Genomic DNA, 15,078 nt, shown 5'->3' on the forward strand with positions numbered 1-15,078 from the left:
TTTTTATCGTGGCTTGTTGCTTTTCACAATGTTTTTATTTGTATTTTTGGGATTCTACCCTCTCCCATCTTCTAGCACTTTTAGACTGCCATTAGATTCTATCTCGCAGACGATGTATGGGAGTCCTTGTTTGTTGAGTTCGCACATAAAGGGGTCGGGGTCGTTTTGCTCCATATTCCACACACCACTACCACTACTAGAATCTATCCCCTGATGCTCTCCACCCTTTGGCATATCGGCGTTGAGTTTTAGTCGCTCTGCGTTGTAGGATTCTATGCTAGAAGCTTCACTGCTATGGCAAGAGATAGAATCCACTTTTTGAGATTCCATATTGCTAGAATCTTGGCATTCTAAGATTGTGCTGCTAGTTTGGGGGTTGTCAAGAAAATCGCGATTGAGCTTACTAGGGGCAAGTGATTGAGCGATTTTCGCAGACTCCGCCAAAATAGCAGTGCAAGCTGAATGCTCCTTAGGCGCATTTAGCCCCCATTTATCTTCACATATCAGCTTCGCTCCAATCATCGCTGGCACACCTGTCGTATAGCTCACGCCTTGCGCATTGACTTCTTTATAACAAGTCTCGTGATTGCAAATATTATAGATATAAATTGTGCGTTCTTTGCCGTCTTTCACGCCCTTCATATAGCAGCCAATGTGCGTTTGCCCCTTTGTGCGAGAAGCTAGACTTGCAGGATCTGGCAGAAGCGTCTTTAGCACTTCAATAGGCACGATTTTGCCGCCCTTATGTGCTACTTCATCAATGCGTAAAAAGCCGATGTTTTCTAGGCATTTCATATGTGTGAGATAGCTCTCGCCAAAAGTCATAAAAAAGCGGATTTTTCGCAAACCTTTGATATTGCGGATAAGCGATTCTAGCTCTTCGTGGTAGAGTAAATAGCTATTTTTCACGCCAACTTCTGGGTAATCCCACTCTTTCATCAAAGCTAGGGGTGCAATATCTCGCCATTGTCCGTTAAAGTAAGATTCTACTTTCAAACCCTGCGTATTAGAATCTAGCGTAAAATGCTTTTCTTCTCGCTCAAACTTGCGATAAATGGTGTCTTGCTTTAAATCAGGGTTTAAGGCTAAGTCAGCTTGTGAAACAAGGCTGTTAGATTCTGTATTAGAACCCACTTTTTGAGATTCCATATTGCTAGAATCTTGGCATTCTAAGATTGTGCTGCTAGTTTGGGGGTTGTCAAGAAAATCGCGATTGAGCTTACTAGGGGCAAGTGATTGAGCGATTTTCGCAGACTCCGCCGAAATAGCAGTGCAAGCTGAATGCCCCTCTTTAACCCAATAACGCGCCTTTGAACTCACTTCCCTTAAGTTAATTTCAGGGTTAAAGTTTGTAGCAAACGCATAGCCGTGGTCCCCCGCATTGCAGTCCAAAATATCAATGCTATGAATCTCATCAAAATAATGCTTCTGCGCGTAAGCACAAAATACATTAGTAACACCCGGATCAAACCCACTGCCAAGCAAAGCAAAAATCCCTGCTTGTTTATAGCGTGTATCATACGCCCACTGCTCTTTATACTCAAAATGTGCGGAGTCTGGATGCTCGTAATTTGCCGTATCTAAATAATGCGTTTTTGTGCAAAGACAGGCTTCCATAATGCTCAAGTCTTGGTAAGGCAATGCGACATTTACCACGAGTTTTGGGCGGTATTTTTCAATCAAAGCCACCACAGATTCTACGCTATCGGCATCGACAGAATCTATCTCAATCTCACCTAAGCCTTTTTGGCGGATAGAATCTGCTATCGCTTGGCATTTGCTAAGGGTGCGAGAAGCTAAGATAATGCGAGTAAAACTCTCCCTATTCATCGCCATTTTATGCGCTACTACGCCGCCAACTCCACCAGCCCCGATTTGTAAAACACAAGCCATAATTGCTCCTTGAATAAAATGAAAACATATTCTTTGCTTGGTTGCTATTAGTCTAAACTACACTACAATAAAACAACTTGACATTTTGTAATGATATGGTAGAGTAAATAACACTAACTTTTTTGTGAAGCAAGAAACATATTCTGTAAGGATTATAACTTAAAAATATAAAGCTTGTTACTTGCCCTTGGATACATTTAAAGGCACGATGAGTTTTATAATCATAAAATGACAATACATTTATATCCAATGTGTAAAAATAGAAATGCGTGGTGATATTTTCTTATTAGTTTTTATTTTAAAGCGATTTTTAAGAGAGTTTATTATAGAGTTTCGGTTTTAATGGGAATGGGAGAGTGATTGAATGGCTATTATTTCAAAACTTGATAATTGTGGGTGGCTTTTTTGTCAGCATGAAGCACTAAAGCAGCTTTATAGGTTTTTTGAGACTTGTTTGCAGGGCAAGTATAAAAAAAGAGACTATGAAAATGGGATTCGCATTGATTTGGATTCTGGCATTTTTGCTATGTTGCAAACCTACAAGCTAAAACCATATAAACGCGCATTTTTTGAGACACATAAAGAATATGTTGATTTTCAGCTTACAATCCATGGTAGTGAATGCTTTATGATAGGTGATTCTAAAGATTTTAAGATTATAGAATCATATAATGCAGAAAAGGACTTGATTGTATATAAATCAAAAAAATCTACTCATAGAATCATTTCAAGCAATGCGTGTCTTTGCGTATTTTTCCCAAATGATGTGCATGCTGGTGGGCTAAAACACAAGAACATTACGGATAATAAAGTTTATAAAATAGTAGCAAAAGTCCCAAAAACATTATTAGAATCTTATATTGTAAAATCTTGTAATTAGGAGGAAATATGCGTCTATTACGCTATGGAGTGTGCGTATTATGGGGACTTTTTGGTGCTGTGTATGCAGGGGATATTTCTGGTATCTATTTAACGCATAAAGGCACTGAAGGGGGTCAGGCTATCGTTGAGATTTTTAAGCATAATGGTAAATATTATGTCTATGGACTAAAGAATCTTGAGGCAGAACCAGTAAGTGATTCATGCAATAAAAATGTCGAGCTACGCGAAAGAAAGAGTGTGGGCGTTGTATTTGGATATGGCTACACAGAAAATAAGAAAGGGCAATTTGTAGATGGGGCAATTTATAATTTTTATAATTGTAAAACATATCATGGCAAAATCGTGCCAAAAGGAAATGATAAAATCGATTTTGTAGGCGCTCTAGATTCCTATTATGTATTAAGTAAAGCATTTGAATGGCAAAAATTAAGCACAGAGCAAAGCAAACAATATCAACAATACAGACTACCACTGGAAAAAATCGCGCCAACGATTGATGATACTATTCGTAGCAGGAAGTAATATCTGCGTTTTGACAAATCTAGCAAAAGTGTGGTGGCACATTATGTTATGTTTTAATTTTTGGAGATTCTGATAATCTTTTTGACTTTCTACTAATGAAGCCTTGAGGTTTTTGGAAACTAGCTGTTATTTTTCTAGATGGTTGTTTGGTAAAATGCAAGTTAATGGCTATTATTGAATCAAAATACCAACCAAAATTTTTCTACACCTCTACACCTATTTTGAATCTGCTTTTTGGAGTTTTTGAACATATTATCATAATAGATAAATGGTTGCTTATTTGCATGGAACTTATCTCTGCAGAATTCCATAGGATTTGTTATATATTACGCCTTGCTCGTCTCTTAGGAATACGCATGAAGTTACCAAATGGTGTAGTCTCTTTAAAGTTGCTGAAGCTAAAGCGAAAAGTTGTAGCATTTTCAAACATAGCAATGAGTATTACAAAAGTAATAAAACTGCTTCCACCATAGCTAAATAAAGGCAGTGGTATCCCAACGACTGGGGCTAACTCAATAGTCATAGCAATATTTACAGAAGTATAGACAAAAAATAGCATAGCAAGACAGCTTGCAATAACCTTTAAAAAATAATCTTGTGAATCTAAAAAGCAAAAAGAAAGCAAATGCAGCACAATAAATAAATACAAAGCAATCAAAGCACATGATCCAAGAAAGCCAAAACGCTCCGCAAAATGTGCGAATATAAAATCACTTGTAGCAACGGGTAAAAATTTCAAATTTGCCTGTGTTGCATCTTCATAATTTCTTCCAGTTAAACCACCGCTACCTACGGCAATAAGGCTTTGCTGCACTTGAGAGCTTGTATTACCGCTTACAAGTTTCATGATTCTATCTACTTGATAGGGCTTTAATACAAACTTAAACGCAATAGGCGAGAAAAGCAAACCAGCAATAATGCAAGTAAGCCATACTTTCTTATGCACTCCAATAATAAAAAGCATACCATAGCCCATAACAAGCACAATGATAGCACTCCCTAAATCTGGCTCAATTAAGATAAGAAAAAAAGGGATAAGGATAAATACGCTAATTTTAAAAAACTCAATCCAGCCATATCCATCTTGTGGTGGTGGGTTTTTCTGCACATAATGTGCTAAAAATAGCACAACAGCAATCTTTACAGGCTCACTTGGTTGCAGTGAGAATCCACCGATATTTATCCATCTTTGCGCCCCAAGCTTTGTAGTCCCTATGACTTCCACAGCAAGTAAAAGCAAGATACAAATGATATAAAATACCACGACACCTTTATATAGATAGCGAAAAGGGATAAAAAAGATAAATAAAAATATAAAGATTCCCAAAAACGCATAGCTTGATTGTCGTATGAGAAGTGTTTGTGAAGTCTCACTTAAGAGATACAAACTTGTAAAAACAAGTGGCAAAATTAAAAGAATTAAGACATAATCAAAATGAGTTGTAATGCGTGAGCCAAATAGCAAGTTTTTTCCTTGAACAGAATCTTTTTCGTATTATAATAAAAAATATTTGAAATATATGCTAGAATTGCAAGTTATTTTCACAACCAAGATAAAGGCAAGTGTATTTATGGCTACCGCTAAAGCAAAGAAAACGACTACAAAAGAAAATACAAAAACAAGCAATAAAAAAGCAACTAGCAAAACAGCAACTAGTAAAAAATCAAGTGGTACTAAAAATCTAATCATAGTAGAATCTCCCGCAAAAGCAAGAACAATTAAGACTTTCTTAGGTAAAGATTATGAAGTGATTGCTTCAAAAGGGCATATTAGAGATTTACCGCAACACCGCTTTGGAATAACGATTAAAGACAAGCATTTCATACCAACCTATGATATTTCAAAGGATCATGCGTTATTAGTAAAAGAAATGCAGGATTTACACAAGAGTGCAGAAGTTACCTATATCGCAACCGATGAGGATAGAGAGGGTGAGGCTATTGGTTATCACATTGTGGAAGCATTAAATGGGGATATATCACAATTTCCACGCATTGTATTCCATGAGATTACAAAATCAGCTATTACACATTCTTTAGATAATCCTAGACTAATCGATATGGATAGAGTGAATGCGCAACAGGCAAGAAGACTTTTAGATAGGATTGTAGGTTTTAAGCTTAGTGGCTTATTATCACAAAAGATTGGCAGGGGTTTGAGTGCAGGGAGAGTTCAATCTAGTGCATTAAAGATTCTAGTAGATAGAGAAAAAGAGATAAGGGCTTTTAATCCACAGGATTATTTTCTTATTGAAGCCTACTTTGTAGCAGATTCTAAAGCAAAAGAAGAAGAAAGGCTAGTCTTTGATTTAGCCCGCTTTAAAGATAAAAAGATTGAAAAGCTAGTATTGCAAGATAAAAAAGAAGTAGAAGAGATATTAGCGATATTGCAAAAAGAAAAATTTCGCGTAGAATCTATCCAGCAAAAAGAAAGAGTTACAAAGTCTCCACCACCTTTTATGACTTCAACCCTGCAGCAAACAAGCTCAAATCTACTTGGATTCTCCCCTACAAAAACGATGAGTATCGCACAGAAGTTATATGAGGGTGTAAAGACAAAAGATGGACTAGCCGGGGTTATAACCTATATGCGAACAGATAGCTTAAATATCGCAAAAGAAGCCCTAGATAACGCTAGAGAGTTTATTAACACAAATATGGGAAAAGACTATCTACCAAGTAAGGCAAAAATCTATACCGCGACACAAAAAGGCGCACAAGAAGCACATGAAGCGATACGCCCTACAAATCTCTCTTTCACACCACAGATTGCAGCAAGCTATCTTAGCAATGATGAGTTAAAGCTTTACACACTCATTTTTAATCGCTTTATAGCCTCACAAATGAAAGATGCCATTTTTGAAAGCCTTAGTGTGAGTGTTATGGGAGAATTGAGCGAGTTTAAGATTACAGGCAGAAGGTTAGTCTTTGATGGATTCTATAAAATCTTAGGCAATGCGGATAAAGATAAATTATTACCACAATTTAAAGAGGGTCAAGCAATAGATTTTAAAGACATTCAAAGCATACAAAAGACAACAGAGCCACCACCGCATTATTCAGAAGCAGGACTTATTAAAACGCTTGAGAGTTTAGGTATAGGTCGTCCAAGCACTTATGCTCCAACGATTAGAATCTTAATAGATAGAAAATATGTAGAGTTAGAGAAAAAGCAGCTTATAGTCCAAGATATTGCATTTAATGTAATTGCTATGCTTGAAGCAAATTTTGAAGAAATCGTTGATAGCGGTTTTAGTGCAGCTTTAGAATCTAAGCTTGATGATATTGCGGAAAATAAACTAGAATGGGAAGAGGTTTTATGGGAATTTTATGAACCTTTTATTGAGAAAATCACAAAAGGTAAAACAAGCATAGAATCTCAAAAGGTTATGAAGCCAACAGGTGAGTTATGCCCAGAGTGTGGCAACGAGCTTGTTATACGCAATGGACGATATGGCGAGTTTGTATCATGCTCTAACTATCCGCAATGTAAATTCATAAAAAAAGAAAAGCAAGAAGTAGAAACAAGCGATGAGATATGTGAAAAATGCGGTCGCCCTATGGTAGTAAAGATGAGTAAAAGGGGTAAATTTCTAGTATGCAGTGGCTATCCAGAGTGTAAAAACGCACAACCGCTTGAAAAGCCAAAAGAATTAAGTGTAGCCTGTCCTAAATGTGGCGGAAAGCTACTAGAGAGAAAGTCTAAACGCGGAATCTTTTATGGCTGTGGGAACTATCCAAAATGTAAATTTATCACAAATGCAGAACCAACAAATGAGAAATGCGATAAATGCGGCGGTATGCTATGCTGGCATAAGACAAAAGAGAATACAAAAGTATGTGTTGAATGTAAAAATGTGGTAACTTAAAATAAAATGTGTTACAATAGCAAGATTATTTACACAAAAGATTCCATATTATAAGCATAAACTTAGGGATAGAGATGGCAAAAGAGAAAAGAGAAGATAAGAATCTATTACAAGATAAGATCAAACCAGATAAAATTAAAAAAGGCTGCTATGTCGAAATGATGTATGCAAAGATTCATCGAGCAGTCGTTACTGATGCAAATCTTAATTATGTAGGTTCTATTAGCATAGATGAAAGCATTATGGAATCTAGCGGTATAATTGAAGGCATGAAAGTTGATATTGTAAATGTCAATAATGGAGAGAGATTTAGCACTTATGCGATAAAAGCAAAGGCAAAAAGTGGCACTATATGCCTTAATGGTGCAGCGGCACGCAAGGTGCAAAAAGGTGATATTGTGATAATTATCGCGTATGCTAGTATGAAAATGAAGCATGCAAAAGATTTTAAACCACAAGTTGTGCTAGTAGATTCTAAAAATCGTATTGTAGAGGAGCGTTAATGTTTGACCCTAAAGATTTGCAAAATATGCTTGGCAGTGTGCAAGAGCAGTTAAAAGAAATGGATGCGAAAGCAAAAGAAAAGATTATAGAATCAAAAAGCGGTGGTGGGCTTATTAATGTGCAGTTTAATGGGGCTGGAGAACTCATTGACATTGAGATTGATGATGAATTACTGCAAGATAAGCAGTCATTGCAGATTCTACTTATTAGTGCTATTAATGAAGGTTATAAGCAAATGCAAGAGTCTAGACAAGATGATGTATTTGAGCAAATAAAAAATATGAATCCTTTTAAATTTTAAAGGAGTGCTTATGCAATCTTTTAGATTTTTACCCAATGCAAATAGTCTTCAGCGAGATTCTGTACCAAAAACAAAGCAGGGCTTTTTGATAAAATCACTTTTTGTTTCAAGCGTTTTTAGCCTTTGTGTTAGCACAAGTCTTTATGCAAATGTGCTTGAAAGCGAGTTTAATAGCCTAAGTAAGCCCAAAACCCCATCACAAGTTAGCACACCAGATGAAAGTATCGTAAATACTAAAGAAGTGCAGGTGCGAGAAAAGAATGGAATCTTAGAAAGCAATGAGCTAGAAGTAATCGATTTGTATGGCAAAAGTAAAACTGAAGAAAAGATAGATTACGCCCATTGTGCCACTTACTATAAACAAGCAAGTCTTAATCTAGGCAAAGGCTTATATGCCATAAAGCTTAAAAGTGGCGAGATTATCGGCTATAATCCAACTCGTCCGCAGTTAAAAAACCTTGTAAAATATGACCCTTTCACAGGCTTATTTCAAGTAAGTGGCAGAGTAGATTCTAAATATGCTTATGAGTTATCTGCCATTGATGATTATGCTTTAAGTAGAGAGTTAGTAAGCACAGGTATTAATGGAGCAAAGACGGGCAGATTCCAGACGCACCAAGCAGGATTTTTGAAATATGCCGAGTTTTCTGCTCCAACACAGAAAAATGGCGTTATAAGCAATATATGCTATAAAATCTATGGATTAAGCGTAGGTGGCAATGGCTTTATTGAAAAGTCTTATATTGATAGATTCCTTAATCAACAGCAGCCCTATCATGGCGATATTGGTGTGCGTTTTGATGTAGCAAGTGCGGAGAATGCAACTTTTGTAGTGCAGTTTTCAGATCCATTCTTTCCATCAAATCCTTTTAAAAGAGGTGATATTTTAATCTCAATTAATGATATCGCACCAAAAGATTGGGCTGAATTAGAGCTAATCATTTCAAATCTTATGCCCGATGAAGTCGCACAAATAAAGATTAAACGCGGCGAAAATGTAAAGAATATAAAGGTAAAAGCAAAGAAGAGATATGGGGGAATGCTACTTGCAGATAGCTTTTTAGAGAGATTTAATCTTGTTATCTCAAATGATTTAGTCGTGCAGAAAGTCCCAAGTAAAGGTCCTTTTTCAAAGCTAAAAAAAGGCGATAGAATCCTTTTTATAAACGATATTGATATGCGACATTTTAAACCGCGTAATACAACAGAGAGAAATCATTTATTGCGAGAGCTTTTCACAAGGATACAGGATAATCAAGTGGATTTCTTAGAGCAAAAAATCGCCTATGATGCAGAGAAAGAAGCCACAAAAAGAAGAAATGCAGATATACTAGAGCAATTCCAAAGTAAAGAAGTAAAAAAAGAGCGACATAACGACTTTTACTACAAAATGGCAGATAATATGCGTAACTTTGCAAGTAGTGATATAGCCATAGGCACAAATATCACAGGGGAGAGAACAAGTAAAAAGGGCGATTTGCATTCATTCAGTGGCGATGGAATCTTGCGAGATTCTGACACGCAAAGCATGAGAACAATATATGATATGTATAACTCTGGTGGTAAAAGCACAAATAAGCCTAAAAAAGAGAGAATAAAAGAGTATGAAGCCCTTGTGGAGTATGGTGGGCAGATGAATTTCCTTGTTGATAGGCAAGGATTTCAATTTAGAGTGCCACTTGAATAGTCTTAAAACAAGGGGTTATATATGAAAAAAGTGCATAAAAAAAACAAACATAATGCGAAAAAAAAAGAAGCCTATAAGCAAGAACATCTCACAAAAAATAGCATTATGCTAGAAGATGTAGCCTATGATAATGCTGCGTTGCAAAGCACTTTGGGCTTAGAGGATACGCAATCTTTGCTTAATCTCTTGCATGAGCTTATTTTGCAAAGCTATAAGATTGAGAAGGAATTTAAAGATTTTAAGGTATTAATAGAATCTGTTTTAGAGATGATTCCGCAAGCAGTAATTGTCTTCAATGAAAATGGCAGTCTGTTTTATCAAAATAAAAAGGCAAGTAATCTCAAAGGTTTGCTTGATATTGATCTTAATTTTAGCAGTGAATTTGAAGTAAAGATTGATAATAATGTCTATCTTATGCAAAGCTCAAAAATCTCACATAAACAAATCATAACCGCCACAAATATCACAGAACAAAAAAGGCAAGAAAGACTTGCTAGTATGGGACAAGTAAGCGCACATCTAGCACATGAAATCCGCAATCCAATCGGCTCACTCTCTCTACTTGCAGGGGTATTAAGCAAACGCGTAGATGAAAAAAGCATGGAAATTGTAGATGAGATGAAAAAATCCATTTGGCGAGTTGAGCGAATCATTAAAAGCACCTTGCTTTTTTCAAAAGGCGTGCAGGCAAATAAACAGCAGCACTTTTTTGCTGATTTTAAACAGAGTTTAGAGCAAGTCATAAGCGAATATGGCTATACAAAGGAAATTGAAGTTATATTTGAGATTGAGCATAATGATGCTTTTCATGTAGATTTCTCCCTTTATGAAATCGCTTTGCATAACATGCTTTGCAATGCCATTGATGCGATTGAAGAGGGTGAGTGTGAGAGTGGTAAAATCCGCATTTGCTTTTTTAAAGATGATGATATGATTCTATGCAGGATCTATGATAATGGAAAAGAGATTGAAGATATTACTTCACTTTTTGAAGCCTTTAAAACAACAAAGCTAAAAGGACATGGACTAGGACTAGCCCTAAGCAGACAAATCGCTTTGGCACATGATGGCGAACTTTGTGCGAATAACACAGAGGGCAAATTTTTTGAAATACGAGTGCCACTTACCCCACTTTGCAGTGGTGAGTGATGTGCGGTAACATTTTAAGATTTTTTAGAATCTTCCAATGTAGCTTATATAAAAATCAAGTTGCCTTTCTTGTGTTTTTATTGTAAAATTACCGCTATTTTTAAGCACATGCAAAATGAATGTATTTGTTTCATAATTATTATTTGAGGATAGAGTATGAAAAAGATTTGTTTATCATTGGTTTTTAGTATAGGAAGTGTATATGCAGCCCATTGGGGTTATGATAAGCATAATGGACCGGATATGTGGGCGAAGCTTGATCCTAAATTTAAGCTGTGTAGTTCTGGCTTAAAGCAATCATCAATTAATATTGAGAGTAAAAAAACAACAGAATCTAAGAATGAGTTGCACCTGCTTTATGGCACAAACTCAAAGGATATTATAAATAATGGACACACTATCGCCCTGCATTTTAATGAGGCGGGTGGCTTAGTCTATCAAAATAGAAAATATAATCTAGTCCAGCTACACTTTCACACACCTTCAGAAACGCAAATCGAGGGGAAATCCTACCCTATGGAAATGCACATGGTGCATAAAGATGAAAAGAATAATTATCTAATCCTTGCCGTGCTATTTAGAAAAGGACAAAATAATATAATGTTAAATAATGTCTTATCTTATGCTCCCATTGATATAGATAAAGCCCATCAAATGGATATGATATATATCTCACAGCTATTGCCTAAAAATCAGGGCTATTATGCCTTTAGTGGTAGCCTTACGACACCGCCCTGCAATGAAGGAGTGCAATGGATAGTATTAAAAGAGAGTGTTGAAGCCTCACAAGCTCAGATTGATGCAATGCATGCAATCCTTAAAGATAATGCAAGGAATGTGCAGCCATTACATGATAGGGTGATTCTATCTGCGCCTTGATTTATGGCTATTCTATATGCCCTACTTTAAACAACATAGATGTTTTTATGCTTTTTATAGTTGTGTTATAAGGTATGGTTTAAGGTTTTAGATTCTATTGGATTCAGTAATTTATAAGTGCATTTTTGCTATATTTTCAAGTATTTTTAAGTTTTTGACATATGATTGTGTAGTTACAGAATCTAGAATTTCGCATTGAGGAGTAGTTGTGAAAGATGTTATTGAAAAACTAGAAATTATTCTCAATCAAGGCTTATATGGGCGAGATGAAGAAGTGAGACTAGCACTTTTATGCACCTTGAGTAATAAGCCACTTTTGCTTTATGGACATGATGATGCTAAAGATATACAAATGCGTTTTGAAGCGTTGTTTGGGGAAACGCCCATTAAAGCAAAGATTACTGCAGGCTCAAATCTCTCAAAAAATAAGGATAAATTAAGCAAATATACCGCCTATTGTTGCTTAGGCAATCATAATAATACAGAGCATCTCTATGATTATCTTTTCGCACCAAAAAATACAAATGTAATAGAAAAGCTAAAGCAGTTAGCCCCAGAAGCAAATAAACTGAAAACATTTTTCCAAGATTATAATTTTACGCAGTTTTGGGACGAAGAGAATAGAGCAAAAGCAATTAATTTTATAGAATCTCTTGCCTCTCATGCAAACCCAACGGGTGAACTTGCAGGTGATATTGCAATGCTAGATGATGCAGAACAAAATCTAGTCAAACAGCTTTCAAATATCTCTGATAAAAGATTCAAAGACTTTTTACACTTACTTGCAGTAAATCTTATTATTAACAATAGAAAAGAGATTACACCCATTGACTTTGGTATGTTTTATTATTGTTTGCGAGATTGGTCTGATGGTGTGCGTTATCTTGAAACAACGATTTGTGCGAGTTTGTCAAATGATGAGCTACCAACCTTTGTATTCCATGATGAAGAGTATGAAAAGACATGTAAAGAGACTTTCTTTAAAAGCTACGAGCAGTATGCGTTTTTGATCCCAAATCTTGAATACATGGTGTATGTGCCTTACTCTTCATCGCCAAGTATCCCAACAAATGAGATATTTGTGCGACTAGATAGCTTTTATACGCAGTTTCAAAACCTTGTATGCGAAGAAACAAGCGATGATATAGCAAAGGATATGCAGGAAGTGGCAACGAAAGAGAATATCCTAAAAGACGCACAATTAAAAGAAATGGAACTAAAAGAGACGCAACTCGCACAAGTGCAGCTTAAAAGATCTGCATTTAAATCCGTAAAAGATGCTCTTGATGAGCGGCTAAAAATCGCAAATGCCAAAGAGAGTGAGTTTAGAGAGCAAAGAGAGATTTTGGAGAGTAAATATAAGGACGCAAAGACAACAGACAGAAGAGAGGGATTAGAATCTCAAATCGCTGAAGTGCAAGCAAAAGAAGATCAATTTAAAGAAATTAGACTAAATCTTGAAGCACAACTACAAGATGCAAAAAATACGCTTGAAGATAAACTCAAACAGACAAAAGAGATTCTAGAAGAAAAGCTGCAAGAAGTAAAAGCAAAAGAACTTGACTTAAAGGAAGCTCAAGATAGATTAAACCAAAAGCTTACAAACCGCAAAGGTAATATGGATGTAAGGATAAAAGAGGGGAGAGAGTATCTTACGCAACTAAGGGCACTGCCTGTAAATCTCAACAAAGCCGTTGATGCATGTAGAAAGCAAATTGATGCAGTATCAAAGCCAAATCCAATCTGGGCAAATCCACTAAAAATACATTTAGCTGCATTATATAAGATTCAAAAAAATCTACCCAATATGATAAAAGCCTTTGACTCTCAAGTAAAAAAATATGAAGAGCATGCAAAGCAATCCACACAAACACGCTAGGGTAAGAAGCGTAAGTGTTCTTTAAACCCAACCTAGACGCTATAGTGAGTTTTTCATCAGCTGACTGAATGTTAATATTTGTTACAATGTGCATCTTACGCTTCAACGATATATAAACTTATGTTGGAATTATCGTTACAAAAACCTTTAAAACAATGCTATGTTGCAAAAAAAATGATGAAATGATCGCACAAGAAGATATAGGGCTATGTAGCAACCACTTCTTAGGGTTTATATCTATCATTATGCATTATATATTTGATTCTATATTTTCGCATATCCTTTCAAATCCTTGGTAGTAGTCCCAACTTGCTACAATATCAGGTCGGTTTTCCTTGATATGTGCTAATTCTTTGTCAAAGATTTTTTTATATTTCATAGCTAGTATTGAATCTTGTCTAAATCTTTCTAGTATATCATTTTCATCTAGCCGCTTGTTATTTTCTATGTTTGCGCGATTTTCCAACTCTTTTAGGAAACCTTGTAAATATTCTCTTGTAGCCTTAAATAATTCTTGTTTTGTTTGCAATTTTGCAAATGAATCTTTAGTCATAAGTAAATATAAGTTTTGAAACGGAATAGCAATATTAAGATTTTTGCTTATATCCACATAATTATCAAGGCTTTGAATCTGTGGTGTAGTAATAATAATTCTGTATTCCACCTCATTATCCATATAAGAATCTTTAGAATCTTTTATGGCAAGATTCTCATTTTCTTGCCCTCTAAACATAAAGGGCATATCGCATTCTCTAACTATTAAAACACGCGGCAATAAACCCAAAAGCATACCGCCATTCACTTTTGCTTCAAATATATCCCTCTCTTTTGGTGGCATAAAGCCATATTCTTTTGCAAGCTTTTGAAAAGTCTCAAAGGCTTGTGTTTCCAAAATCTCATTAAACGCGATATATTGTATCTTGCTTACATGTTTTAGTGCTTTTGCTCTGCGTTGTATCGATAAGGCTGTTACACCATTTTCATCGCAAGATTCTTCGCTTTCTAACGCATCAAGGCTTGGGGCTGTGAGATTAATCCAGTATCTAATGCTATCAAGAAATATTCTATAATCTGTTTTTAAAGTGCATTCATATTGATATTCTCTCTCACCTAAGTGATTGACTATAGGTCGATAAATAGATATGGGGTCTCGAGCAATGATAAGCAAAGGGACATGAGAATCTATTAAGGAAAATAGCTTTTCTCTCCCATAGAGATTTCTACCGCTAAGATAGATAATGCAGTATTTTTCGCGATTATTCACAAGCGTATTATAAAAATGCTCGTATTCAAGCTGTGGTTCTATATTACCCGTCCATAGCTCTGCTACGCAAACACCGCAATATTCAAAAAATTTCTTCATAGCCTGATAGCCCGCACCATAAGTTGCCATATAGATAAAATTGTAATAATGCGGCAAGGGCATATTGTAGTGATAAGCTATGCTAGATTGGGTTTTTTCGTAGTCAAAAAGTGTGGGATTTAAGAGTGGAAAATATTGCGTTTTGGGATT

General features: G+C 35.8%; 12 protein-coding genes. 9 read left to right on the top strand and 3 right to left on the bottom strand.

Annotated elements, in window-relative coordinates; genetic code table 11:
• Nucleotides 1–54: 54 nt before the first annotated feature.
• Nucleotides 55–1,893, bottom strand: a complete 1,839-nt coding sequence (locus tag T368_RS0111745) for a saccharopine dehydrogenase family protein (protein ID WP_004086693.1) — start codon at nucleotides 1,891–1,893, stop codon at nucleotides 55–57.
• Nucleotides 1,894–2,257: 364 nt separating this feature from the next.
• On the opposite strand from T368_RS0111745, the gene T368_RS0111750 reads away from it, so the two are divergent.
• Nucleotides 2,258–2,773, top strand: coding sequence for a NanQ anomerase/TabA/YiaL family protein (locus T368_RS0111750; RefSeq protein WP_004086694.1), 516 nt, complete (start codon nucleotides 2,258–2,260; stop codon nucleotides 2,771–2,773).
• Nucleotides 2,774–2,781: 8 nt separating this feature from the next.
• Entirely contained in the window at nucleotides 2,782–3,297 is a 516-nt protein-coding gene (locus T368_RS0111755; protein ID WP_004086696.1) for a DUF2147 domain-containing protein, read from the top strand.
• 319 nt (nucleotides 3,298–3,616) lie between these two features.
• Here the strand turns inward: T368_RS0111755 and T368_RS0111760 are convergent, their stop codons facing one another.
• Nucleotides 3,617–4,762 (bottom strand): FtsW/RodA/SpoVE family cell cycle protein, encoded by a 1,146-nt coding sequence (locus T368_RS0111760; RefSeq protein WP_004086698.1) that lies wholly within the window; start codon nucleotides 4,760–4,762, stop codon nucleotides 3,617–3,619.
• A gap of 106 nt (nucleotides 4,763–4,868) precedes the next feature.
• On the opposite strand from T368_RS0111760, the gene topA reads away from it, so the two are divergent.
• From topA to T368_RS0111795, 7 genes are all read left to right on the top strand, one after another.
• Nucleotides 4,869–7,166 (top strand): type I DNA topoisomerase, encoded by a 2,298-nt coding sequence (gene topA, locus T368_RS0111765; RefSeq protein WP_194146718.1) that lies wholly within the window; start codon nucleotides 4,869–4,871, stop codon nucleotides 7,164–7,166.
• Nucleotides 7,167–7,324: 158 nt separating this feature from the next.
• A complete protein-coding gene (gene panD, locus T368_RS0111770) occupies nucleotides 7,325–7,669 on the top strand; it encodes an aspartate 1-decarboxylase (RefSeq protein WP_034566910.1) in 345 nt (114 codons plus the stop codon).
• Nucleotides 7,669–7,971, top strand: coding sequence for a YbaB/EbfC family nucleoid-associated protein (locus tag T368_RS0111775; RefSeq protein WP_004086704.1), 303 nt, complete (start codon nucleotides 7,669–7,671; stop codon nucleotides 7,969–7,971). The genes panD and T368_RS0111775 overlap by 1 nt, the downstream gene beginning before the upstream one ends.
• A 10-nt stretch (nucleotides 7,972–7,981) precedes the next feature.
• On the top strand, nucleotides 7,982–9,658 hold the full coding sequence (locus tag T368_RS14720; RefSeq protein WP_004086705.1) for a DUF7488 domain-containing protein: 1,677 nt from the start codon (nucleotides 7,982–7,984) through the stop codon (nucleotides 9,656–9,658).
• Nucleotides 9,659–9,679: 21 nt separating this feature from the next.
• A complete protein-coding gene (locus tag T368_RS0111785; protein WP_004086707.1) occupies nucleotides 9,680–10,807 on the top strand; it encodes a sensor histidine kinase in 1,128 nt (375 codons plus the stop codon).
• A 156-nt stretch (nucleotides 10,808–10,963) separates the two neighbouring features.
• Nucleotides 10,964–11,686 carry a carbonic anhydrase gene (locus T368_RS0111790; protein ID WP_004086709.1) on the top strand — a complete coding sequence of 241 codons (723 nt, stop codon included), beginning with the start codon at nucleotides 10,964–10,966 and terminating at the stop codon, nucleotides 11,684–11,686.
• A gap of 208 nt (nucleotides 11,687–11,894) precedes the next feature.
• A complete protein-coding gene (locus T368_RS0111795; RefSeq protein WP_027338523.1) occupies nucleotides 11,895–13,565 on the top strand; it encodes a hypothetical protein in 1,671 nt (556 codons plus the stop codon).
• A gap of 250 nt (nucleotides 13,566–13,815) precedes the next feature.
• On the opposite strand, the gene T368_RS0111800 is transcribed toward T368_RS0111795, so the two are convergent.
• Nucleotides 13,816–14,928 carry a DUF2972 domain-containing protein gene (locus T368_RS0111800; protein ID WP_162164644.1) on the bottom strand — a complete coding sequence of 371 codons (1,113 nt, stop codon included), beginning with the start codon at nucleotides 14,926–14,928 and terminating at the stop codon, nucleotides 13,816–13,818.
• Nucleotides 14,929–15,078: the final 150 nt, after the last annotated feature.

The organism is Helicobacter bilis ATCC 51630 (assembly GCF_000686565.1).
In the GTDB taxonomy this organism is placed as follows: Bacteria; Campylobacterota; Campylobacteria; order Campylobacterales; family Helicobacteraceae; genus Helicobacter_A; species Helicobacter_A bilis.

Excerpts from the sequence above, each read along its gene's own strand:
- T368_RS0111785 (WP_004086707.1), top strand. The coding sequence starts at position 9,680 with ATGAAAAAAGTGCATAAAAAAAACAAACATAATGCGAAAAAAAAAGAA.
- T368_RS0111750 (WP_004086694.1), top strand. The coding sequence starts at position 2,258 with ATGGCTATTATTTCAAAACTTGATAATTGTGGGTGGCTTTTTTGTCAG.
- T368_RS14720 (WP_004086705.1), top strand. The coding sequence starts at position 7,982 with ATGCAATCTTTTAGATTTTTACCCAATGCAAATAGTCTTCAGCGAGAT.
- T368_RS0111755 (WP_004086696.1), top strand. The coding sequence starts at position 2,782 with ATGCGTCTATTACGCTATGGAGTGTGCGTATTATGGGGACTTTTTGGT.
- topA (WP_194146718.1), top strand. The coding sequence starts at position 4,869 with ATGGCTACCGCTAAAGCAAAGAAAACGACTACAAAAGAAAATACAAAA.
- panD (WP_034566910.1), top strand. The coding sequence starts at position 7,325 with ATGATGTATGCAAAGATTCATCGAGCAGTCGTTACTGATGCAAATCTT.
- T368_RS0111800 (WP_162164644.1), bottom strand. The coding sequence starts at position 14,928 with ATGAAGAAATTTTTTGAATATTGCGGTGTTTGCGTAGCAGAGCTATGG.
- T368_RS0111775 (WP_004086704.1), top strand. The coding sequence starts at position 7,669 with ATGTTTGACCCTAAAGATTTGCAAAATATGCTTGGCAGTGTGCAAGAG.
- T368_RS0111790 (WP_004086709.1), top strand. The coding sequence starts at position 10,964 with ATGAAAAAGATTTGTTTATCATTGGTTTTTAGTATAGGAAGTGTATAT.
- T368_RS0111745 (WP_004086693.1), bottom strand. The coding sequence starts at position 1,893 with ATGGCTTGTGTTTTACAAATCGGGGCTGGTGGAGTTGGCGGCGTAGTA.